The organism is Sporacetigenium sp. TC11 (assembly GCF_058146105.1).
Genome location: NZ_JBYVNY010000009.1, coordinates 62,604 through 84,438 on the forward strand (window position 1 = coordinate 62,604; position 21,835 = coordinate 84,438).

Here is a 21,835-nt window from a genome sequence, read left to right on the forward strand (position 1 = left end):
CTCCTAAATTGCATCATATACACTCATCATTGGTAAAAATATTGATATTACTAATACAGCTACTATTATTCCAACTACTATTATCAGAATAGGCTCTATCATAGATACTAGTCTGTTTAATCCTATTTCCGCTTCTTGTTCATAAAAATCAGCCATCTGCTTTATAATAGTTTCTAATTGCCCTGTTTGCTCACCCACCGATATCATCTGAACTAATATTGGGTCAAAATAATTAGCTTTTTCTATGTTGTCTGCCAAAGATTCCCCTTTTGTCAATCCTTCTTTAGCATTAGCTATAGCTTTTTCAGCTATGGCATTGTTCATGTTTTCCTTTATATAATCTAATCCCTGAAGCATTGGATATCCAGAAGATGTAAATAGATATAATGCCCTAGAAAATCTCATAGCAACAATATCACCTAAAGACTTGCTTACTCCAGGTATTTTGTTTAACAATACATCCTTTTGGTATCTTCCTGCTGGAGTTTTTATATATGTCCTTAAAAAATAAAAGCCTACTATTGATACTGCTAATACTATATACCAATAGTTACTCATAAAGCCTGAAAATCCTAGAACTATTTTAGTTATAGTTGGAAGTTCAGCCCCTGTTTGTATAACAGTTTCCATCATTCTAGGCATTACAAAACTAGAAAATATAAACAGCATAACTGTAGTTAAAGAAACTACTATGGTTGGATATGTTGATGCATTTTTTACCTTTTGTCTAATCCTATATTCCCTTTCATAAAACACAGACATACTTTTTAATACTTCTTCTAGTGTACCTGTTGCTTCTCCAGTAGACACCATAGCTCCAAGTAGCTTTGGGAATTTAGATCCATCTTGAAGCATAGCTTCAGATATAGTTGTTCCCATTTTTATTCCGCTGATTATTTTATGTAACTCTTCTTTTAAAATTTTATTTTTTGATCTTTTTGCTAAGGTTTCAAGACCTACTACACTGTTTACTCCAGATGATATTATTATTGAAAATTGTTTGCAAAAGTGGCTGACTTCATTTAACTTTAATTTTTTTCCAAAGGATTTTTTATTAAGTCCAAATAAAGAAACAGAGCTCTTATTTTTGGCTTCCTCTATATTTACTACTATTAACTTTCTACTTTTTAGTGTATTTCTCGCTTCTTTTAGATTCTCAGCACTAATTATTCCATTAACTTTAGTTCCGGTAGGTGATAAAGCTTTATATTTGTATTCATTCATTTAAATACCTTCCCTTACTCACTTATAAATGTAACTCTAAGCATTTCTTGTACAGTAGTTACCCCATTTACAACCTTTTGAATTGAATCATCTTTCATGGTTAACATTCCTTGTTCTTTGGCCGCATTAAATATATCTTCTTCTTTTCCACTGTTATCTATAGCATCTTTAACAGATTTAGTTAGTTCCATTACCTCGTATACCCCTATCCTTCCCCTATATCCAGTGTTATTGCACTTATCGCAGCCTTTTCCTTTGTATAAGATAAGTTCTTCATTTAAGTTGTATCCTAATATTTGTTTCTCTCTATTTTCAGCTACATATTCTTCCCTACAATGTGGACATATTTTTCTCACTAACCTTTGAGATATAACCCCTACTAAAGAAGATGTTATTAAAAAATTATCTACTTTCATATCAATAAGTCTCGAAATAGCCCCTGCAGAAGTGTTTGCATGTAGTGTACTTAAAACTAAATGTCCTGTAAGCGATGCCCTTACTGCTATTTCTGCTGTTTCAAGATCTCTTATTTCTCCAACCATTATTACGTCTGGATCCTGTCTTAAAAAGGACCTTAGTGCACTGGCAAAAGTAAGGCCTGCCTTGGAATTTATCTGACTTTGATTTATACCTTCTAATTCGTATTCAACAGGATCTTCTATGGTTAATGCATTTGTTTCTATATCGTTTAATTGGCTTACCATAGAGTATAGAGTTGTTGTCTTTCCACTTCCCGTTGGTCCAACAACTAATATGAGCCCATATGGTTTAGATAACAAACTATTATATTTTTCTATGCTATACTGATTCAATCCAAGCTTTTCTTTACTTACTAAGAAGTTACTTTTGTCTAATACTCTCATAACTACCTTTTCTAATTTGCTTGTTGGCATAGTTGAGATTCTGAAATCTATTGGTTTATTATCTATATTTAAAAATATTCTTCCATCTTGAGGTAATCTTTTTTCTGATATATTAAGACCAGCCATTATCTTAATACGACTTACAACTGCTAAATGTGGCTTTACACTTGTTCTCATGTATTCACTTAATACTCCATCTATTCTAAATCTAACTCTCATATAGGTTTCTTCTGGCTCTATATGAATATCACTGGCTCTATTTCTAACAGCACTTTCTAGTATATTATTAACTAGCCTAACTATGGGAGCTGCATTTATATCTACTTCTTCTTCTTTTGGCTCTTCTTTGACATTTTGTTTTGACACAGTATCATATTCATCTATTGCTTTATCTAACTGTGAATTTGCATATACTAAGTCAAGACCTTGACCTATATCGTTTGCAGTTGTTATAAATGGTATAATATCCATGTTTGATATACGTCTAACATCTTGTATCGCTTCTCTATCTTGAGGGTCATGCATTGCCAAACATAATTTATTCTCTTGTATTTTAAATGGAATTACTCCATGTCTTTTGCATATATTTTCTGGAATTATTTTTGCTACTTCTATATTTATAATAGATGGAGTTAAAGATATACTTTCTATCTCTAAGTGTTCTTTTAGTACATTTGCTAACTCCTCTTGTGTTATGAGTCCTTTTTCTAGTAATATTTCCCCTAATTTTTTACCAGTACTTTTTTGTATTTGTAAGCAAACTGCTAATTGTCCTTCAGTTATAAGCTTATTTTCGACTAATTTATCTCCCAATCTTACTTTATTTATCCCTAAACTTAACATAATGTCACCTCATTTCCTTATATGCAATATTATATCATTTTCTGAATGTTAAAAATATATTGAAAAAAAAGCAGGGAATAAACTCCCTACTTTAATTTATTATTTATTTTACTAATATAAGACTTACAACTCCATCCTCATCAACTGAAACTACATCTTCGCCTAAGTCTTCTTGAAGTTTATCTATAACAGTTTCCTCATCTTTTAATACTGGATCTGAAGTGAATTTTAATGTGCAAGTATTATCCGATGTTGTTATTGAATAAGCACCTTTAAATGGGCTATTTCCAGCAGGCTTATCTAAATAAGCGTCTAAATCGCCAATCTCAGTAGGAAGAGCGCCACTTTTATCGCTTGAGAATGATAATACCGCTGTTTTAATTGCATTATAGTCAGATTCTAAATCTGCAGCTTTTGACTTATCAATATTCTTAAATATTGTTGGCACTGCTACTGCTGCTAATATACCTATAATTGCTATAACTACTAATAACTCTACTAATGTAAAACCTTTGTTGTCTTTTCTTACCTTCTTGTTTAACATTTTTAAAATTTTCGACATTTTTTGATTTCCCCCTCTGAAATTTTTGTAATTTTACGTACTATTATTATACTTTTTTGATTATATCACATTTGATTTACCTTTTGTAAAGTTTTTGTAAGATTTTCGTAATATTTTTTATACCGCAAATTATTAATATTTAAACAAAAAAGATGGCTACTAGAGCCATCTTTATCTTAGTCAAATAATCTACTTACTGATTCATTTGTGAATATTTTCTTTATAGCATTTCCAAATAATGGAGCAACTGATTTTATCTTTATCTTATCTATATTCTTAGATTCAGGAAGTTGTATAGTGTCTAATATAACTAATTCCTTCATAGCAGAATTTTGTATTCTCTCTATAGCTGGTCCTGATAAAACTGCATGTGTACAACAAGCATAAACATCTTTAGCACCAAATTCTTTAAGTGCATCAACTGCATTTACTATAGTCCCTGCAGTATCTATTATATCATCTAATAATATAACATTTTTACCTTTAACGTCTCCTATTATATTCATTATTTCAGAAACGTTAGCTCTCGGTCTTCTCTTATCTATTATAGCTAGTGGCACATCTCCATCTAACGAATTAGCAAACTTTCTAGATCTTGTAACACTTCCTAAGTCAGGAGATACAACTACTAAATCTTCTATACCTTTTTCATTGAAGTATTCAGCTAATATTGGTCCCCCTAATAAATGATCAAGCGGTATATCGAAATATCCTTGTATTTGAGCAGCATGTAAATCCATAGTTAATACTCTATCTGCTCCTGCTGCTGTTATTATATCAGCAAATAACTTAGCAGTGATTGGATCTCTTGCCTTAGCTTTTCTATCTTGTCTAGCATATCCATAGTAAGGAATAACAGCTGTTATTCTACCAGCAGATGCTCTTTTTAGTGCATCTATCATTATTAATAACTCCATTATATTGTCATTAACTGGACTATTTGTAGATTGAATTACGAATACGTCTGCACCTCTAACTGTTTCGCCTATATCTACAGATATTTCTCCATCGCTAAATGTTCCAACTGCACATTTCGCCAAAGGTACTCCTAAATAATCAGATATTTTCTTCGCTAATTCAGGCGAAGCATTCCCTGCTAGTAATTTTATTTCGCTTCCGCTAATATTCATTTGTTAACCTCCCGAGTTAAAAGTAAAGATTTATGTTTAATTACTTACCATTCTTATCTAACAATCCTTTTTGTTCTACCCAGCCTTCTTTATTAACCTGTCTTTCTCTAGCTATTGCAAGCGCTCCTTTTGGAACATCATTCGTTATAGTAGAACCTGTAGCTACGTATCCTTTTTCTTCAACTACAACTGGAGCTACTATATTAGAGTTCGACCCTATAAATGCATTGTCTTTGATTACTGACTTAAACTTGTTTTTGCCATCGTAATTTACAAACACAACGCCACAACCTATATTAACATTTTTACCTATATGAGCATCTCCTATGTATGCAAGATGAGATGCCTTTGAATTATCTTCTATAGTTGAATTTTTTACTTCTACGAAATCTCCAATTTTAACGTTATTTCCTATATTGCTATTTGGTCTTAAATAAGCAAATGGACCAACAGTAGTATTAAATCCAACTTTGCTATCTATTATAACTGAACTTTCGACTTCGGTATGCTCTCCTATAGTAGAGTTAGATATTCTACAATTCATTCCTATTACACAGTTGCTTCCTATTACAGTTTTCCCTTGTAGCATTGCTCCTGGATATACAACTGTATCGTTTTCTATTATTACATCAGATTCTATATATGTATTTTCAGGATCTATTATAGTTACACCATTTACCATATGGTTATGGTTTATTCTTTTTCTCATTATTTTCTCAGCTTGTGATAACTCTATTCTTGAATTAACACCCATAAGCTCTTCTATAGTAGAACCTTTATAAGCTCCAACTTTTAGTCCTTGTTTTCTTAGTATTTCCATAACATCAGTTAAGTAGTATTCTCCTTGAGCATTTTCATTTGACAAGCTTCCCAAGCTTACTCTTAACTCTTTGCCATTAAAACAATATATACCTGAATTTATTTCCTTTGTAGCTTTTTCTTCTTCATTTGCATCCTTTTGTTCTACTATTTTTAGTAAATCTCCATTTTCATCTCTTATTATTCTTCCATATCCCGTAGGATTATCTACTTCTGTAGTAAGAACAGTTGCAAAGTAACTATTTTCTTTATGATAGTCAAACAGTCTTCTTAAAGTATCTTCTTGTATAAGAGGAGTATCTCCACATAAAACTACTATAGTATCATCATCACTTATATTATCTTTAGCCATCATAACAGCATGACCTGTTCCTAATTGCTCATTTTGCATAGCTATCTTAGTATTATCTGGCAATATATTTTCAACTATATGTGATTCATGGCCTAGTATTACCACTACATCGCTAACTCCAGCTTTTTTAGAAATATCTATAACATGGTTGACCATTTCTCTTCCGCATACCTTGTGAACGACCTTTGGGGATCTAGATTTCATCCTAGTTCCTTTGCCTGCAGCAAGTATTATAGCCTTGAAGTTCATTTTTTCACCCCTATAACAAAAATTTTACGTATTATTATATGTTAAAAAAATCTTATGTATACAACAAACATTACAATAAATAATATAGCACTAATTTACAAAAAAGTACACATTATTACACAAATTCACAATAAAAAAAGAGCCTACAGTTCGGCTCTCTATATTTTATATTATTATTCAGCAGCTACTTCTAAAGTAGATAATGCTTCATTGTAAGCTTTTAATACTTCATCTTCCAATATTTGTCTCATTTCTGAGTTTATTGGATGAGCTATGTCTCTGAAGTTTCCTTCCCCTATTTTTCTACTTGGCATAGCTATAAATAATCCAGTGTGACCTTCTATAACCTTTATATCGTGTATCACAAATAAATTGTTAAAAGTTACAGATACTATGCACTTCATTTTTCCTTCATCAGTTAATTTTCTTACTCTTACGTCTGTTATTTTCATTTTGTTTTATCCCCCTTGTAATTTTTGACCTTTCCCCATTAGATAAAAATAGTTAGGTTCTAAATTTATTTTTAGTTATATTTGTATTATTCTATATGGTTTTTCGTAATCCTTCTATAAAATTTAAATTTTTTGTAAAATTTTCTTACTTTTTCCTATTCTTTATCAATATTTTTGTATGTTATCTTGTCCATTATAGCATTAAGTACATCTATATTAGCTTCAATCTCTATTTTATTATTTATTTCATCAACTTTTTGAAGCTCTAATAAAGATACATAGTCTTTTACCATTTTATCTTCAGGCTCTTTTGTCGATATAAATACCCCTGTTGCTATAACCTTTGCATCAAACTCGTTCATTAGATCTATCATTCCCTTTATAGTTCCTCCGCCCTTCATGAAGTCATCTATAAGAATAACCTTGCTTCCTTGCTTTAATGCCTTCCTAGGTAGGGTCATACTTTCTACCTTTTTGCTGCTTCCGCTCATATAAGTCATACTTAGAGTAGGCCCTTCTGAGACCTTAGCATCTTTTCTTATTATAACTAGTGGTAGATTCATAGCTTTTGCAGTCATAAGAGCCATAGGTATACCCTTAGTCTCCATAGTGACAACATAATCAGCTTTTGTATACTCCATATATGATGCAAATATTTTACCTATGTTCGCAACAATGGTAGGGTTGTATATTAAGTCTATAAGATATAAAAAACCACCTGGCAATATTCTAGCAGGGTCATTTATTAAACCACACAATTCTTCTAGAAAAGAAGTGTTTTCATCTTTGGATATTTTAGGTATGTATTTTACCCCTCCTGCAGCTCCAGCTATAGTTATAACTTGGCCTAACTCCAGTTTTTCAAATACATTTTTAACAACTAACAAATCTTCACTTATAGTAGACTTAGCTGCATTGAATTTTTCTGTAAAATAACTTAATGTAAAAACTCTATTTGGGTTATCTGAAAGAATCTTAACTATTGCACCTATTCTCTCCGTTCTCTTAAACTTCATAGTTTCCTCCTATATTTACTATATCTGAATTAAATCAATAACTAATGCATAAAAATGAGTTCTATGATATAATATCTTCTATGTTTTGCACATTTTATTAAGGGTTAAACATATTATTAATATGTGTAGTATTTTTTAAAAATATTAAATTTTGAACATTATTTAATTATAACACAAAAATTGTTCACTTTGATAATTAACTTGAAAAGAGAGGGAGTTTTGTTATGCATATATTTTTTATAGGCGTTGGCGGGATAAGCATGAGTGCTTTAGCTAAGATATGCTTAAATAAAGGTTATACTGTATCTGGTTCGGATTCTTCACAATCACCAATACTTGATACCTTAAAAGAGCAAGGCGCAAACATTTATGTGGGACATAAAAAAGAGCATATAACTGACGATGTAGATATGGTTGTTTATACTGCTGCTGTTAAAAATGATAACGAGGAACTTGTAGAAGCTAAGGAAAAAAATAAACTTATAATAAATAGAGCTGCATTTTTGGGCCAAATAATGAGAGAATATGAAAACTCTATAGCCGTTGCCGGTACTCACGGTAAAACAACAACTACTTCTATGCTATCAGCTATATTTGAGTATTCTGATTTAGATCCAACAATACTTGTTGGTGGGAACTTAAGTATAATAGGTGGAAACGTTAAAATAGGAAACTCACAACATTTTATAACTGAAGCTTGTGAATATGTCGATAGTTTTTTAAATTTTAATCCTAAAATATCTATAGTTTTAAATATAGAAGCAGATCATCTTGATTACTTCTCAGGAATCGATGAAATAAAGGCTTCTTTTAATAAGTTCGGTAAATTATTGCCTGAAGATGGATTCTTCATTATCAACGGAGACGACCCTAATACTGAAGATGTATTATATGATATAAAAGCAACAGTGCTAAAATATGGTCAAACTGAAGATAATAACGTAATTATAAAAGATATAAGTTTTAACGAACTAGGACATGGATTCTTCAAATTGGAATATAACGGAAATGACTTAGGCAGTTTCCAACTCTCTGTTCCTGGAATACACAACGTTTATAATGCTACTAGTGCTATAATTGCATCTTATGTTTCAGGTATAGACCTAGAGCTTATAAGAAACAACATATCTTTATACAAAGGTGTTGGAAGAAGATTTGAGTATAAAGGAAAATACAACGATGCAATGATAATAGATGATTACGCTCATCATCCTACAGAATTAAAAGCAACTTTAGCTGCTGCTAGAAGAATATGTAAAGGAAACTTATGGTGTATATTCCAACCACATACTTATACTAGAACTAAATCTTTATTAAATGAATTTTCTGAAGCATTTTACTCAGCTGATAAAGTTATAATAACAGATATATATGCTGCTAGAGAAAATGATCCAGGAGATATTCATTCAAAAGATTTAACAAATAGAATATCTCAAAATAGCGTAGATGTTGTATATATGCAAACTTTTGAAGAAATAGCATCTTTCTTATGTGAAAATATACAAGAAAATGATCTTGTTATAACTGCCGGCGCAGGTCCTATATACCAAGTTGCTGAAATGGTAGTAAAAACATCTAAAAATGTATAATAAAAAACCTAGATTTTCAAATCTAGGTTTTTTTAATCTATTCAAATATAGTTTGCCACCATTTTTTCGGTTGTCCTATTTTAAATATATCATTTTTTAAGTAGTTGTATAAACTTTCATGGACTTCATAGTAAGCTATATCCGAGTTGTAAGTTATCTTTACATAGTCCTTACCCATAGTATCTACCTTTATTTTATACTTATTTCCTTTTATATCAATTGTAAAATTGTACTTGCTTCTTTCTTTACTTTTCTCAGGTTGTACCTTTCCAACTATTCTCTTTTGAGTCATCTTATAAGTTAAGTCATTATACTTTCTATTACTTATATCTTTTGTATCTCCATTATATGTTACAGTTACCTCATCCCATGACTTATATTTTTTGATAACATCAAAAGATGTATAAATACTCTTGTTTAAAAATGTTTCAAATTCTTTCTTTTCATAAGCAGGCACTTTATAATATTCTTCCTTATTTACAGTATATACCCTAAAATAACTTAAATCCGTAGAAAATCTTATATTATTATCTGAATGGCCTTCATATATAGGTTTATAAGTATCAGGTTTTCTGACTCCACCTTTGAAGTCTTCAAAGAAAAATTTAAATTGACGCCAATATTCTTCTTCTAAATAAACATCCTTCAATTGGTCATCGTCTATATATATAGCCTCTTGATCTTTTATCTGCGTCAATAGGTCTCTATTATCTATTTTAGGAGTTTGAGTTTTTTTAATATTTTCTTCTGTTATTTTATCTTGCTTACTGGATATATTATTGAATGTTACAAGGTATACGCAAAAAAACACTAATATCCATCCCACTATTAAAAACTCTTTCCTTACTTTTCTTTTTTTGTTACTCATAATTCCACTCCCTATTACGAAAATTCTATACAGATAATTATAGCATCTTTCTACTATTTCCTACAATTATTTCCCGGGAAATTTCATAACTCGACAACAAAAAATTCAAAAAACCACCTAGCCAAATAGACTAAGTGGTTGTAAAACTTACATATTAAGCTTCTTTTATTATTTCAACTACCATTCTAGCTGAATTCAATAAATCTTCTATAGCTATATACTCTTCTAACGTATGAGCTTTCTTCATACCTATTCCTAAGTTAATAGCTTTTAAACCGTTGGCATTTAATATATTAGTATCACTTCCACCTCCAGTAGAAGTAACATTAACATCTACACCCATGTTAGAGAATACTTTCTTTGCCATATTAACTATATCATCATTTTCATCTACGTTGAAAGCGCCATACATTCTTTCAGTGTTTACTTCTATCTCTGCACCAAACTGTGATGCAGCCTCTTTAAATGTATCTACCATATGTTGAGTTTGAACATCTAATTTAGAGTTGTCTAAACTTCTAGCTTCTGCTATTATTTCAAGCTCTGGCATAACTATATTAGTGGCAACTCCACCGTTTATATTTCCTATGTTTGCTGTAGTTTCTTCATCTATTCTAAGTAGTTTCATTTTTTCTATAGCTCTAGATGCAACCATTACTGCACTTATACCTTCTTCTGGAGCTAGTCCTGCATGTGCTGGTCTACCTTTTATTTTAACTTCTATTTTATCTTGAGCAGGAGCCTTAACTATTATTTCCCCAGGAGATCCTCCACTATCTAATACGAATGCATAATCAGCATTTACCTTAGAGTAATCTAGGTATTTAGCGCCAAACAGTCCGCCTTCTTCCCATATAGAGAATACTATTTGTATATCTCCATGGTCTATATTATTTTCCTTTATTACTTTTATAGCTTCTAATATAGCAGCTATACCGCCTTTATCATCAGAACCTAATATAGTCGTTCCATCACTTTTTATAATTCCGTTAGCTTCATCTATTATAGGCTTTATTCCTATACATGGACTAACCGTATCCATATGAGCGCTGAATAATACAGATTTACCTTCTCTATTTCCCTTTAATGTTGCTATAACATTTCCAGTTTCTCCACCAGATTTAACACCAGCATCATCTACATATACATCTAATCCTAATTCTTTTAGTTTTTCTACTAAAACCTTTGCAACAGCACCTTCTTTAGATGTCGGGCTGTCTATTTGCACTAGTTCTACAAATTCATCTATTATTCTTTGCTTATTTATCATTTATGTACCTCCTAAAAAATTCATTTTATGTCTAATATAATTATACCATTTTTTAGTAATATGTAAATTATTTAACAAGCTTTTCTTTACAATAAAAAGAGAATAGAAAAAATCCTATTCCCTTTTGTATTATTATTCGTAATATATCTCTCTTGTTCTAGCATCTATAAAGCATAGCCAATATCCTAATTTACTATCCTTGCAATCGCATGGTATATACTTATAGAATCCAGTAAATCCTTGATCTGGTTGCTCATCTCTAGTTCCTGGAACCCCATATATATAATATTTACGTCTTCCATAATCATCATATTGAACTCCAAATACATAATGTCTGTATTTATAAGAATGCATTACACAATCAGTATACATAGTGTAATTCAAATAGTTCACATATCCTAAACAAGGAAGAGAATAATTGCATAAACTTGTAGGATTTATATCTATTTTCCACCATCTTGTATCTTTTATTACATCTTGTGTAAATGGTTTTACTTCTTTATATTTCTTTAATACTTTCTTTACTTTTCTCGGCATCAAATAAGGTCTACTATTTCTAACATCATAATTATTTTCTCTTTCATCAATACTTTCTTCATAATCATAATTTTCATTATAATTTCTTTGAACTTCCTCATTTTTAACATCGCTATATTCCTGTTTTTCTTGTTCTACACTAGATTGTTCTACTTCATGTTCTTCATATTTTTCTTGTTCTTTATATTTTTCATATTTCTCTTTATCACTATATCCTTCATATCTTGGTTCCTCTTCAACTTTATAATCTACTTCTTCATCTTCTTCAGATCTATATTCTTCATCGTTTTCTTCCTCTTCATACTCGTCTTCATATTCTTCTTCATCTATAAATATTATATCTTCATAATTATCTATCTTTGCTCCCTTAAATCCTATTAACGGAACTCTTCTTTCGTATGTAAGGGCTACTGCCTTTACCTCTATATCTTCATCGTTTAAATTAAGAACAAACTCTCCTTTTCCTTGTTGATTAACTATAATTCTTCCTATATCTCTTACAGCATAATCACTTTCTATTACTACAACCTTATATCCTTCCTTAACAAATTTAACGTTTTCTACATACAAAGCAACTACAGCCTTATCTTCGTTTATTTCAACTTTTGCAAATGCCTTAGGTGTAGCCCTATCTTTCAGCCTAAAATTCATATCTTTTGCTTCTAATATTATATAATCTCTCTTAAACTTCTTGGTTGTTGTACTCAAGAGTATACCCCCTTCTCATATATTCCTATAAACAATATATGCATTAGGGTATAAAAAAAGTACTTCCTATTTAGGAAGTACTTTAGAATTTATTGTATTTGATAAATTAGAAAATTCTTCTATAGACAAGGTTTCGCCTCTTCTTTTCTCGTCTATGTTTGAATTTTGTAAAACTTCTTTTATCTCATCTTTATTTAAAAACCCTAATGTAGACAGTGAATTTAAAAGTGTTTTTCTTCTTTGTCCAAACGAAGCTTTTACAACCTTAAAAAATATCTCTTCATTATCCACCTTATATACAGGGTTTTCTCTTACATTTAAAGCTATAACTGTTGAGTCTACATTTGGTTGAGGCATGAAAAGATGTCTTGGAACCTTAGCTACTATTTCAACATCACAGTAGTATTGAACTGCAACAGATAAAGCTCCATAATCCTTTGTATTTGGTTCTGCCTTCATTCTATCTGCAACTTCTTTTTGAACCATAACTACTATGTTTGTAACAGGTATGTCTTCTTCTAAAAATTTCATTACTATTGGAGTAGTTATATAATAAGGTAAATTTGCTACAAGTTTTATAGGTCCTCCGTTTAGCTTTTCATCTATAAGTTCATTTACATCTACCCTTAATATATCACTATTTACTACTTCTGCATTGTCTAAGTCTGATAATGTATCCTTTAATATAGGTATTAATGACTTATCTATTTCTATTGCCACTACCTTTTTTGATCTTTTTGCCATTTCACGAGTTAGTGTTCCAATCCCCGGTCCAACTTCCATTACGTAGTCATTTTCACCTATATTAGCACCATCCACTATTCTATCTATTATAGTATCGTCTATTAAAAAGTTTTGACCTAATGACTTTGAAAACCTAAAGTTGTGCTTTTGAACTATCTCTTTTGTTGCTTTATGTGAAGAAAGTCTATCCATATAATATCTCCTTATTTTAAACTTTTTAGTGATTCTTTAAATTCTTCTCTAGTAACTCCATAATTGTTCAATCTATTTAAAAATTGTTTTGCATTACCATAGCCTATTCCTAGGATTTTTCCAAGTTCGTCTCTTCTTATAGAAGCTTCATCGTTTCCTATAAGGCCATTTTTTATTAAATCTACTTGGCTAAACTCATTTCTTTTATCAAGACTCTCACTTCTAACCTTTGCAAGTGCTTTTAATATGTTTTCGGGTGTTGCATTTTCAATACCTATGTCTCCATCTTTTTTTGCTTCTTCTCTAGGTAAAAATGCGTGTTTGCATCCTGGAACCTCAGCTGCTATCTTTTTTCTTATTTTTTCACCAGCAAAATCCGGGTCTGTAAATATTATAACTCCTCTTCGTCTCTGAGCTTCTTTTATTCTTTCCATAACTCCTTTTGGGAAACCAAATCCTCCAGTAGCTATAAGTTCTGCGTCTAAAGCTCTTTTGACAGCTGTTATATCGTCTCTTCCTTCTACTACTATTATTTCCTTTATCATAATTATCACCTTCTATAAATTAAATACGTATATATTTTTATCAAAAAACAATAATTATATTTTAAGTCTTATAATTAATTTTAGCAACATAAAATGCACATCTATTTTTAGATGCGCATTTTGAGTAAAGCGAATTTCTAAGCAAAGTCACGAATTTTATCTTCCTAATACAACTATATCTAATGTTCTTCTTCCAAAGTTTATACACTCAGAATATGAATTTAAGTATACGTCAATTTTGTTTCCTTTTATAGCTCCTCCAGTATCTGCAGCTACAAAAGTACCTCCAAATTGTGGTATGTATACCTTTGTTCCGTAAGGTATAACTCTTGGGTCTACTGCTATAAGTCCATATCTAGCTGGCACTCCTGTAGAAGTTGTTCCCCCTCCGGTGTATGCTGTAGCTGTTACTGTCATATTAATTCCTGATGTTGATGTTGCTTGAAGCGTAGAACCTCTTGAAACTGACCCTCTTGATAATGCTGCTGAAGCTACCTTAATTTCTGCAGTACCCTTCTTTACTATTTCATTAGTTGGCTCAACTGTGATGTTTTCAGCTACTACTATTTTTTTAACTGGTTTGCCATTGTGATATACAACTTTATAAGCTATTTGCTTTTCACCTAATTTTCCTACTTTAGCTTTTCTTGTTTCTCCTTTATACAAATTGTTATCTAATACCGTCTTTACTTCATAAGGTATCTTTGCTGTTTCTTTTACTATTTTTTCTTCAACTTTTATTATATCTATTTTTTCATTTGGCTGTAATTTATGATTTAGAGAATGACTTAATATATCAAGTCTACTTACTCTTATATTTTGCTTATTTAACAAATCTTTTACTGTATCTTCAGTTGTAGTTATTTCTTTTTGAAGTCCTGCCACAGTTAAATTAATCTTAAAAGAATTCTTAAACTCAACTTCCATTCCATCCTCTAATTTAGCATCTAGACCTGGAAGTACCTTATCTGTTGAATCTATTTGTATACCTCTTTCCTTTAGTAAGCCTTCTACATCCCCACTAAATGTACTCATCTGTACAACCTTATCATCAACCTTAAGAGTAACATCGTTATTTAGTGCATCATAACCCCCTAGTACCATCATAGGTACAGAAACCATAAAGGCTAAAGCACTTGAATTCTTCTTTAAGAAAGCCATAATTAGAACCCCTTTCAAATTAGATTGCATTTTTTAGAAAATGTAATCTTTTTTTACTTTCTAGTTATATAAGTAAGTATATTCATAAGTTTGTCCAATTATTACAAATAAGTTACAAAAATTGTAAATTTAATATATTAATTCTACCAAAAACAGGAAAAACCTTTACAATTAATGTAAAGGTTTTAAATAATTATTTTATATTGAAGAATTTCTTTGCATTTTCTAATGTAGCTTGACATACTTTTTCATAGGATATTCCTTTTTCTATAGCTATTCTTTCCGCAACATATCTAACAAAAGATGGGTCATTTCGCTTCCCTCTATGAGGATGAGGTGCTAAATATGGGGAATCTGTCTCTATTAATAAATGCTCTAGAGGTATTTCTCTAACTACCTCTGGAGTTTTTTTGTTGTTATTAAATGTAAGAGGTCCTGCTATAGATATATAGCATCCCATTTTTATATATTCTTTTGCTAAATCTACATTTCCACTATAACAATGAAGTACACATCCTATATCTTTAGACTTATTATTTCTTATTATATCAAAAGTATCTCCATGTGCATCTCTGTCGTGTACTATTATTGGAAGTTTTAATTCATTAGCAAGTTGTATTTGTTTTTCAAACCACTTTCTTTGTAAATCTCTAGGAGAATTATCGTAGTAATAATCAAGTCCTATTTCTCCTATAGCTACAACCTTTGGATTTGATTTGGCAAGATCCCTTAGTACATCTACAGCGCCTTCATCCATATCTTCTACATCATGTGGATGTATTCCAACAGCAGCATATATAAAATCGTATTTATTAGCTAACTTCACACTGTTTATAGATGTAGGTATATCTGCTCCGGGATTTAATACATATTTTATTTTTTCTTCTTTTAACTTATTTATTAAATCTTCTCTGTCTTCATCGAATCTAGAATTATCTAAATGTGCATGTGAGTCAAATAACATATTATCACTCCTAGCTTACAATACTTCCGTCTTTTACTCCATCAACTGTTGCCACTGCTAAATTATTATCATCAGATCCAGCAAGTAACATACCTTGTGATTCTACACCTCTTAGTTTAACAGGCTTCAAGTTACATACAACTATAACTTGTTTTCCTACCATTTCTTCTGGTTTATAGTATTTAGCTATTCCAGAAACTATTTGTCTTTCTTCACTTCCTACTTTTACTTTAAATACTAATAATTTATCTGCCTTTGGATGTTTTTCGGCACTTAATACTTTACCTATTCTAAGTTCTACTTTGTCAAAGTCATCTATAGTTATTTCTTCTTTGTGAGTTAGTGGTTCTTCTTTAACTTCATCCTTTGGAGCAAATAATTCTTCTAAAGCTTTAACTTCTTCTTCAATGTCTAATCTTGGGAATAATACTTCACCTTTTGATACCTTAGTGTTTTCTCTTATAAGTCCAAATCTATCAGTGCTTTCCCAGCTAGTTAAATCTTCTATTCCTTCTATTCCAAGTTGTCTATATATCTTGCTAGCAGTATCCTTCATTATTGGATTTACAAGGGTAGCTATTATTCTTATAGATTCACATAAGTTGTATAATACAGCATCTAACTCACCTTTTTTAGACTCATCTTTAGCTAGTGCCCAAGGCATAGTTTGATCTATATATTTATTAGTTCTTCTAACTGCTCTCCATACTTCTTCTAGCGCATCGTTAAACTGAAGTTTGTTCATTTCAGATTCAAAGTTTTCTCTTGAAGATAAAACTTGAGTTTTAAGTTCAACATCTACATCAGAAGATTCTGTAGACATAGGTATTATTCCGTTGTTGTACTTTTCTACCATTGCAACAGTTCTGCTTACTAAGTTACCTAAATCATTTGCCAGATCCGAATTTATTCTACTTACAAAGTTTCTATGTGTATAACTTCCATCTTGTCCAAATGCAAATTCTTTAAGTAAGAAGTATTTAAGAGCATCTATTCCATATTTATTTATTAACGGCTCTGGATAAACTATATTGCCTTTAGACTTACTCATCTTATCATCAGCAAACAATATCCATCCATGACCGTATATTTGCTTAGGTACTTCTTCTCCTAATGCCATAAGTATAGCAGGCCATATTATACTGTGGAACCTAACTATTTCCTTGCCTACTATATGAACTTCTGCTGGCCAGAACTTTTTATAATCACTATCATCTTCGCTCATATATCCAAGTGCAGTTATGTAGTTACATACAGCGTCAAACCATACATATATAATGTGTCTTTCATCAAATGGAACTTTTATACCCCAATCAAAAGTAGTTCTTGATACGCATAAGTCTTCAAGACCTTTATCTAAGAAATTGCTTATCATTTCATTTTTTCTAGCCTCAGGGAAACAGAAGTTAGGATTGTCTATAAATAGTTTTTTAAGTTTATCTTGATAATTAGATAATTTAAAGAAATATGCTTCTTCCTTTGCTATATAAGTTTCCCTGCCACAATCAGGGCATTTTTTATCTTCTGATAACTGAGATTCTGTCCAAAAGCTTTCACATGGAGTACAATACCATCCTTTGTATTCTCCTTTGTATATATCCCCTTGATCGTATAACTTTGCAAATATTTTTTGAACAACTACCTTATGTCTTTCTTCTGTTGTTCTTATAAAATCATCATAAGATATATCCATTGTACTCCATAATTCTTTTATATTGTTTACCATTCCATCTAAGTATTCTATTTCTTTTAATCCCTTTTCCTTAGCTGTCTTTTGTATTTTTTCTCCATGTTCATCTGTTCCTGTTAAAAACTTTACCTCGTATCCACTAAAACGTTTAAATCTAGCTATAGCGTCTGCTGCAACAGTTGTATAAGTATGTCCTATATGAAGATTGCCACTTGGATAGTATATAGGTGTCGTCACATAATAAGTTGGTTTTTGCATTTGTTTTCCTCCTTGTTTTTTTGTAATAAAAAAACGCCCCTATACAATATAGGGGCGAGTTTATTCGCGGTACCACCCTAGTTATCTAAAAATTTTAGATATCTTTGTAGACTATAACGAGTCTAATCGTTTCATCTTAAAAACATAGTTTATGTTGTTCGGATGAAAAGCTCAGAGACCATGTTCAATAAATCTTTTAACGCTAGCTTTCACCTTTTCTAGCTCTCTGTAGATAAAATATTTTATTTACTCTTCTCTTCATAGCTTGTATTTTATAATATAATTATTACCAATATTTTTAAATTAAATTCTATATAATATTATTATCTCTGTCAAGTATATTATTTAGAAACTCTTTTGCTCATAGTCTTATTCGTCGTCTTTGGTAAATCTAAATCTATATCTTGAAGAACTTCGTTTGAATACTCAAATCCCATATTTTTTACTTGAGGATCTGCTACCATTTCTTTTAAAATAAATGCATTTTCGTATTGATTTCTTTTGTGACTTTTCATTTTATCAGATTTCATGATATCACTCCTTTTTTGAGTATTTATTCTCTATTAGTTTTTACATAGTATAGGAGTTAATATTCATGTAGTATTTTTTTACAATTTTTTAATATATTTAGGAAAAAATTACATAACATATAAATACAGATGCCAAAACCCCTGCTATATGGCTAAGCATAGCACAAGTCAAAGTATGTCTAGTGTGTTTTATTTTTAGGCTTCCATAGTATATAGCCATGGTATAAAAAATAGTTTCTGAGGCTCCTACTATAGTTGCTCCCATTTTTTCTATTATAGAATCTATTCCAACTCTAGATGCAAGTTCTGCATACATGGCAAGTGCTCCGCTTCCAGATAGCGGCTTTACTAGTATTAACCCTATTAATTCTTTAGGTATGCTAAATAATTTAGCTACAGGTGAGAATAATAATTCTAGAACGTATAGTCCTTGACCGTTTTTAAATACACCAATGGCTAAGAATATACCTATTATAGCAGGTGCTATTTTATATGTAGTTTTTATACCATCAAGTGCTCCTTTTACAAAACTATCATATATGTCTACTTTTTGCATTTTACCATATACAATTATTATGAGTATTATAAGAGGAACTAATAAGTTAGATAATAAATCTATCATTATTTAATCCTCCTCTGTAGTAGCTTGCAAGATACTATTCCTACTATAGTAGATATTGTAGTTGCAAATAAGGTACTCATTATTATTTCATTAGGATTTGTTGCTCCATTGTCAAATCTAATCTTTAACATTGTAAAAGGTATTATCTGAATTGATGATATGTTTATAACTAAAAACATAATCATATCATTGCTAGCTGTATCCTTTTTAGGATTTAAAGTTTGTAATTCCTCCATAGCTTTAAGGCCAAAAGCAGTTGCTCCATTTCCTGCACCTAAAATATTTAAAGCCATATTCATAAGCATATAAGACATTGCTTTATGACCCTTTGGAATAGATGGAAATAGCTTTTTTAGAACCTTATATAAGGATTTTCCTAGTTTATCAATTAATCCTGAATCCTTTGCTATATTCATTATTCCCATCCATAGGGCCATTATTCCTATTAAGCTTATAGTGAACTCTACGCCTCTTGAGGCTTCACTTATAATAGTTGTATTTAGACTAGGAAGTTTATTGCATAAAATACTCCCTACTATGCCTATACTCATCATATAAAACCAAATTTTAGCTATAATAATCCCCCCTTAACTAAATTTTATGATTTTAAGTTAAGGGTTTATACTTGAAACTTGATTAATATTATGTTTTCATAATATTATGGGCTTTTCTAATTTTTTTACTATATACATAATATGATAAGGAGAATAAGCATGAGAAATTTAACACTTCTTACGGATTTATACCAACTTACAATGATGAACGGTTATTTTGAAAACGGTGTCCATGAGGATATTGTTGTATTTGATATGTTTTTTAGAAAAAATGCATGTAAAGGTGGATATACAATAGTTTGTGGTATAGAGCAATTTGTAGATTATGTTAATAATTTACACTTTTCAAATGAAGATATAGAATATCTAAAAAGCTTGAATTTATTTTCCGATAAATTTTTAAAACTTTTACAGGAATTTAAATTTACAGGAGATATATATGCAGTTGAAGAGGGGAGCATAATGTTTCCAAATGAACCTATAATTACAGTGAAGGCACCTCTATACCAATCACAATTAATAGAAACTGCTTTGTTAAATATAGTAAATTTCCAATCTCTTATAGCAACTAAGGCATCTAGAGTATGTTCTGCTGCACAAGGAGATGCTGTTTTAGAATTCGGTTCAAGACGTGCTCAAGGGCCTGATGCCGCTTTATATGGATCTAGGGCTGCTATTATAGGGGGTTGTGCAGGTACTGCTAACGTTTTAGCAGGTCAAATGTTTGATGTTCCTATAGCTGGAACTCATGCTCATAGTTGGGTACAAAAATTTGATAATGAACTTGAAGCCTTTAGAGCATATGCTGCGGTTTACCCTAGCAAATGTTTGTTATTAGTAGATACTTACAATGTATTAAATAGTGGAGTTCCAAATGCCATTACTGTATTTAAGGAGCTAGCTGAAAAGGGATATAAGCCACTTGGTATAAGATTAGATTCTGGAGATTTAGCATATTTATCTAAGGAAGCATATAAAATGCTCAATGAAGCGGGATTTGGAGATATATCTATAACTGCGTCTAATGACTTAGATGAACATGCTATTACAGAGCTTAAACTTGCTGGTGCTAAAATAAATTCTTGGGGTGTAGGTACTAAGCTTATAACATCTAGTGATTCGCCATCTTTAGGTGGAGTTTATAAAATTGTTGCATCTTATGAAAACGGAAAATTTGATCCAAAAATAAAAGTATCTGAAGATCCTGAAAAAATAACTAACCCAGGATACAAAAAAGTTGTTAGAATATATAATGAGCAAGGAAAGGCGGAGGCTGATTTAATATCATTATATGATGAAACTATAGATACATCTAAACCACTTACACTTTTCCATCCTGTATATACATGGAAAACTAAGACATACAAAGACTATACTATAAAAGAAATGTTAAAGCCTTTATTTATAAATGGAGACTGTAAGCATATTAAAAAACCAGTTATGGAAATAAGAGAGTATGTAAAAAAAGAACTAGATACTTTATGGAGTGAGTATAGAAGAACATCTTCTCCTCAACTATATAAAGTAGACTTATCTAATAAACTTTGGAAATTAAAACAAGATATGCTAGATGCCAAAAGACAAAAATAGAGAGGAGTATGTTAATGGATATTACAGATCACAAGATAATAGAAATGCTTCAAACTGACGGTAGGATATCAATGAAAGATTTAGGAAAAATAGTAGGACTTACTTCTCCAGCTGTTTCTGAAAGAGTAAAGAGGCTAGAAGAAGCAGGAATAATAACTGGATATAAAGCTGTAGTAAACCCTGAGAAATTAAATAAAATAATAAAGGCTTTTATAACTGTAGGTTTACCTGGAGATAAATACAAGGATTTTTTAGAACTTGCTGAAAATAGAAATAGTATTATTGAATGCCATCATATAACAGGAGATGACTGTCTAGTACTAAAGGTTATAGTTAAAAATATGGACGAGTTAGAAAAACTAATTGACGATATTAAAGCTCTAGGTCGAACTAAAACATCAGTTATATTATCTACCCCTATAGAGACAAAACCTATATTATAGTAAATAAAAAAGTTCCCATTTGGGAACTTTTTTCAATTAAAAGAACATTATAACCTTGAG

The 21,835-nt window shown here is 30.8% G+C and carries 21 protein-coding genes and 1 other annotated feature; of the genes, 3 read left to right on the forward strand and 18 right to left on the reverse strand.

From position 1 onward, the window contains the following. Positions 1–3: 3 nt before the first annotated feature. The 7 genes from ACUSRV_RS12825 to purR form a co-directional block, all read right to left on the reverse strand. The gene (locus ACUSRV_RS12825; RefSeq protein ID WP_490142366.1) at positions 4–1,224 is read right to left on the reverse strand and encodes a type II secretion system F family protein; all 1,221 of its coding nucleotides are present in this window, start codon (positions 1,222–1,224) and stop codon (positions 4–6) included. Between the two features lie 14 nt (positions 1,225–1,238). Next, entirely contained in the window at positions 1,239–2,930 is a 1,692-nt protein-coding gene (locus tag ACUSRV_RS12830; protein WP_490142367.1) for a GspE/PulE family protein, read from the reverse strand. A gap of 103 nt (positions 2,931–3,033) precedes the next feature. Continuing rightward, the gene (locus tag ACUSRV_RS12835; protein ID WP_490142368.1) at positions 3,034–3,492 is read right to left on the reverse strand and encodes a type II secretion system protein; all 459 of its coding nucleotides are present in this window, start codon (positions 3,490–3,492) and stop codon (positions 3,034–3,036) included. Between the two features lie 176 nt (positions 3,493–3,668). After that, positions 3,669–4,622 carry a ribose-phosphate diphosphokinase gene (locus tag ACUSRV_RS12840; protein WP_490142369.1) on the reverse strand — a complete coding sequence of 318 codons (954 nt, stop codon included), beginning with the start codon at positions 4,620–4,622 and terminating at the stop codon, positions 3,669–3,671. A gap of 40 nt (positions 4,623–4,662) precedes the next feature. Beyond that, entirely contained in the window at positions 4,663–6,042 is a 1,380-nt protein-coding gene (glmU, locus tag ACUSRV_RS12845; RefSeq protein ID WP_490142370.1) for a bifunctional UDP-N-acetylglucosamine diphosphorylase/glucosamine-1-phosphate N-acetyltransferase GlmU, read from the reverse strand. Positions 6,043–6,215: 173 nt separating this feature from the next. Then, positions 6,216–6,494 (reverse strand): septation regulator SpoVG, encoded by a 279-nt coding sequence (spoVG, locus tag ACUSRV_RS12850; RefSeq protein ID WP_490142371.1) that lies wholly within the window; start codon positions 6,492–6,494, stop codon positions 6,216–6,218. Positions 6,495–6,649: 155 nt separating this feature from the next. Next, positions 6,650–7,510, reverse strand: coding sequence for a pur operon repressor (gene purR, locus ACUSRV_RS12855; RefSeq protein WP_490142372.1), 861 nt, complete (start codon positions 7,508–7,510; stop codon positions 6,650–6,652). Positions 7,511–7,734: 224 nt separating this feature from the next. Here purR and murC point away from each other — a divergent pair, with 224 nt between their 5' ends. Further along, a complete protein-coding gene (gene murC / locus ACUSRV_RS12860; protein WP_490142373.1) occupies positions 7,735–9,099 on the forward strand; it encodes a UDP-N-acetylmuramate--L-alanine ligase in 1,365 nt (454 codons plus the stop codon). A 37-nt stretch (positions 9,100–9,136) separates the two neighbouring features. On the opposite strand, the gene ACUSRV_RS12865 is transcribed toward murC, so the two are convergent. From ACUSRV_RS12865 to ACUSRV_RS12915, 11 genes are all read right to left on the reverse strand, one after another. After that, positions 9,137–9,967, reverse strand: coding sequence for a hypothetical protein (locus ACUSRV_RS12865; protein ID WP_490142374.1), 831 nt, complete (start codon positions 9,965–9,967; stop codon positions 9,137–9,139). Between the two features lie 154 nt (positions 9,968–10,121). Further along, positions 10,122–11,237, reverse strand: a complete 1,116-nt coding sequence (locus ACUSRV_RS12870; protein WP_490142375.1) for a M20/M25/M40 family metallo-hydrolase — start codon at positions 11,235–11,237, stop codon at positions 10,122–10,124. Positions 11,238–11,369: 132 nt separating this feature from the next. Beyond that, complete coding sequence (locus tag ACUSRV_RS12875) at positions 11,370–12,482, reverse strand: hypothetical protein (protein ID WP_490142376.1); 1,113 nt, start codon at positions 12,480–12,482, stop codon at positions 11,370–11,372. 66 nt (positions 12,483–12,548) lie between these two features. After that, positions 12,549–13,418, reverse strand: coding sequence for a 16S rRNA (adenine(1518)-N(6)/adenine(1519)-N(6))-dimethyltransferase RsmA (gene rsmA / locus ACUSRV_RS12880; protein WP_490142377.1), 870 nt, complete (start codon positions 13,416–13,418; stop codon positions 12,549–12,551). A gap of 11 nt (positions 13,419–13,429) precedes the next feature. Further along, positions 13,430–13,963 (reverse strand): ribonuclease M5, encoded by a 534-nt coding sequence (gene rnmV, locus ACUSRV_RS12885; RefSeq protein WP_490142378.1) that lies wholly within the window; start codon positions 13,961–13,963, stop codon positions 13,430–13,432. Positions 13,964–14,119: 156 nt separating this feature from the next. Next, a complete protein-coding gene (locus ACUSRV_RS12890) occupies positions 14,120–15,124 on the reverse strand; it encodes a resuscitation-promoting factor (protein ID WP_490142379.1) in 1,005 nt (334 codons plus the stop codon). A 193-nt stretch (positions 15,125–15,317) separates the two neighbouring features. Next, positions 15,318–16,088, reverse strand: a complete 771-nt coding sequence (locus tag ACUSRV_RS12895) for a TatD family hydrolase (protein ID WP_490142380.1) — start codon at positions 16,086–16,088, stop codon at positions 15,318–15,320. 10 nt (positions 16,089–16,098) lie between these two features. After that, on the reverse strand, positions 16,099–18,036 hold the full coding sequence (gene metG, locus ACUSRV_RS12900) for a methionine--tRNA ligase (RefSeq protein WP_490142381.1): 1,938 nt from the start codon (positions 18,034–18,036) through the stop codon (positions 16,099–16,101). 47 nt (positions 18,037–18,083) lie between these two features. After that, positions 18,084–18,307, reverse strand: a binding site (T-box leader). Positions 18,308–18,377: 70 nt separating this feature from the next. Beyond that, positions 18,378–18,566, reverse strand: coding sequence for a hypothetical protein (locus tag ACUSRV_RS12905; RefSeq protein ID WP_490142382.1), 189 nt, complete (start codon positions 18,564–18,566; stop codon positions 18,378–18,380). Between the two features lie 97 nt (positions 18,567–18,663). Beyond that, positions 18,664–19,188: a spore maturation protein gene (locus ACUSRV_RS12910; protein WP_490142383.1), complete on the reverse strand. Its 525-nt coding sequence runs from the start codon at positions 19,186–19,188 to the stop codon at positions 18,664–18,666. Further along, positions 19,188–19,742, reverse strand: coding sequence for a nucleoside recognition domain-containing protein (locus tag ACUSRV_RS12915; RefSeq protein ID WP_490142384.1), 555 nt, complete (start codon positions 19,740–19,742; stop codon positions 19,188–19,190). Before ACUSRV_RS12915 ends, ACUSRV_RS12910 begins: the two co-directional genes overlap by 1 nt. A 159-nt stretch (positions 19,743–19,901) precedes the next feature. On the opposite strand from ACUSRV_RS12915, the gene ACUSRV_RS12920 reads away from it, so the two are divergent. After that, a complete protein-coding gene (locus ACUSRV_RS12920) occupies positions 19,902–21,332 on the forward strand; it encodes a nicotinate phosphoribosyltransferase (RefSeq protein ID WP_490142385.1) in 1,431 nt (476 codons plus the stop codon). Positions 21,333–21,346: 14 nt separating this feature from the next. Next, entirely contained in the window at positions 21,347–21,775 is a 429-nt protein-coding gene (locus ACUSRV_RS12925; protein ID WP_490142386.1) for an Lrp/AsnC family transcriptional regulator, read from the forward strand. Positions 21,776–21,835 lie beyond the last annotated feature (60 nt).

What these genes read in the sequence shown, in the direction of transcription:
- ACUSRV_RS12825 (WP_490142366.1), bottom strand. Translation starts at nt 1,224, where the DNA reads ATGAATGAATACAAATATAAAGCTTTATCACCTACCGGAACTAAAGTT.
- ACUSRV_RS12890 (WP_490142379.1), bottom strand. Translation starts at nt 15,124, where the DNA reads ATGGCTTTCTTAAAGAAGAATTCAAGTGCTTTAGCCTTTATGGTTTCT.
- rsmA (WP_490142377.1), bottom strand. Translation starts at nt 13,418, where the DNA reads ATGGATAGACTTTCTTCACATAAAGCAACAAAAGAGATAGTTCAAAAG.
- ACUSRV_RS12895 (WP_490142380.1), bottom strand. Translation starts at nt 16,088, where the DNA reads ATGTTATTTGACTCACATGCACATTTAGATAATTCTAGATTCGATGAA.
- purR (WP_490142372.1), bottom strand. Translation starts at nt 7,510, where the DNA reads ATGAAGTTTAAGAGAACGGAGAGAATAGGTGCAATAGTTAAGATTCTT.
- ACUSRV_RS12865 (WP_490142374.1), bottom strand. Translation starts at nt 9,967, where the DNA reads ATGAGTAACAAAAAAAGAAAAGTAAGGAAAGAGTTTTTAATAGTGGGA.
- glmU (WP_490142370.1), bottom strand. Translation starts at nt 6,042, where the DNA reads ATGAACTTCAAGGCTATAATACTTGCTGCAGGCAAAGGAACTAGGATG.
- ACUSRV_RS12905 (WP_490142382.1), bottom strand. Translation starts at nt 18,566, where the DNA reads ATGAAATCTGATAAAATGAAAAGTCACAAAAGAAATCAATACGAAAAT.
- murC (WP_490142373.1), top strand. Translation starts at nt 7,735, where the DNA reads ATGCATATATTTTTTATAGGCGTTGGCGGGATAAGCATGAGTGCTTTA.
- ACUSRV_RS12910 (WP_490142383.1), bottom strand. Translation starts at nt 19,188, where the DNA reads ATGATAGATTTATTATCTAACTTATTAGTTCCTCTTATAATACTCATA.
- ACUSRV_RS12925 (WP_490142386.1), top strand. Translation starts at nt 21,347, where the DNA reads ATGGATATTACAGATCACAAGATAATAGAAATGCTTCAAACTGACGGT.
- ACUSRV_RS12840 (WP_490142369.1), bottom strand. Translation starts at nt 4,622, where the DNA reads ATGAATATTAGCGGAAGCGAAATAAAATTACTAGCAGGGAATGCTTCG.
- rnmV (WP_490142378.1), bottom strand. Translation starts at nt 13,963, where the DNA reads ATGATAAAGGAAATAATAGTAGTAGAAGGAAGAGACGATATAACAGCT.
- ACUSRV_RS12835 (WP_490142368.1), bottom strand. Translation starts at nt 3,492, where the DNA reads ATGTCGAAAATTTTAAAAATGTTAAACAAGAAGGTAAGAAAAGACAAC.
- metG (WP_490142381.1), bottom strand. Translation starts at nt 18,036, where the DNA reads ATGCAAAAACCAACTTATTATGTGACGACACCTATATACTATCCAAGT.
- ACUSRV_RS12870 (WP_490142375.1), bottom strand. Translation starts at nt 11,237, where the DNA reads ATGATAAATAAGCAAAGAATAATAGATGAATTTGTAGAACTAGTGCAA.
- spoVG (WP_490142371.1), bottom strand. Translation starts at nt 6,494, where the DNA reads ATGAAAATAACAGACGTAAGAGTAAGAAAATTAACTGATGAAGGAAAA.
- ACUSRV_RS12830 (WP_490142367.1), bottom strand. Translation starts at nt 2,930, where the DNA reads ATGTTAAGTTTAGGGATAAATAAAGTAAGATTGGGAGATAAATTAGTC.
- ACUSRV_RS12915 (WP_490142384.1), bottom strand. Translation starts at nt 19,742, where the DNA reads ATGATGAGTATAGGCATAGTAGGGAGTATTTTATGCAATAAACTTCCT.
- ACUSRV_RS12920 (WP_490142385.1), top strand. Translation starts at nt 19,902, where the DNA reads ATGAGAAATTTAACACTTCTTACGGATTTATACCAACTTACAATGATG.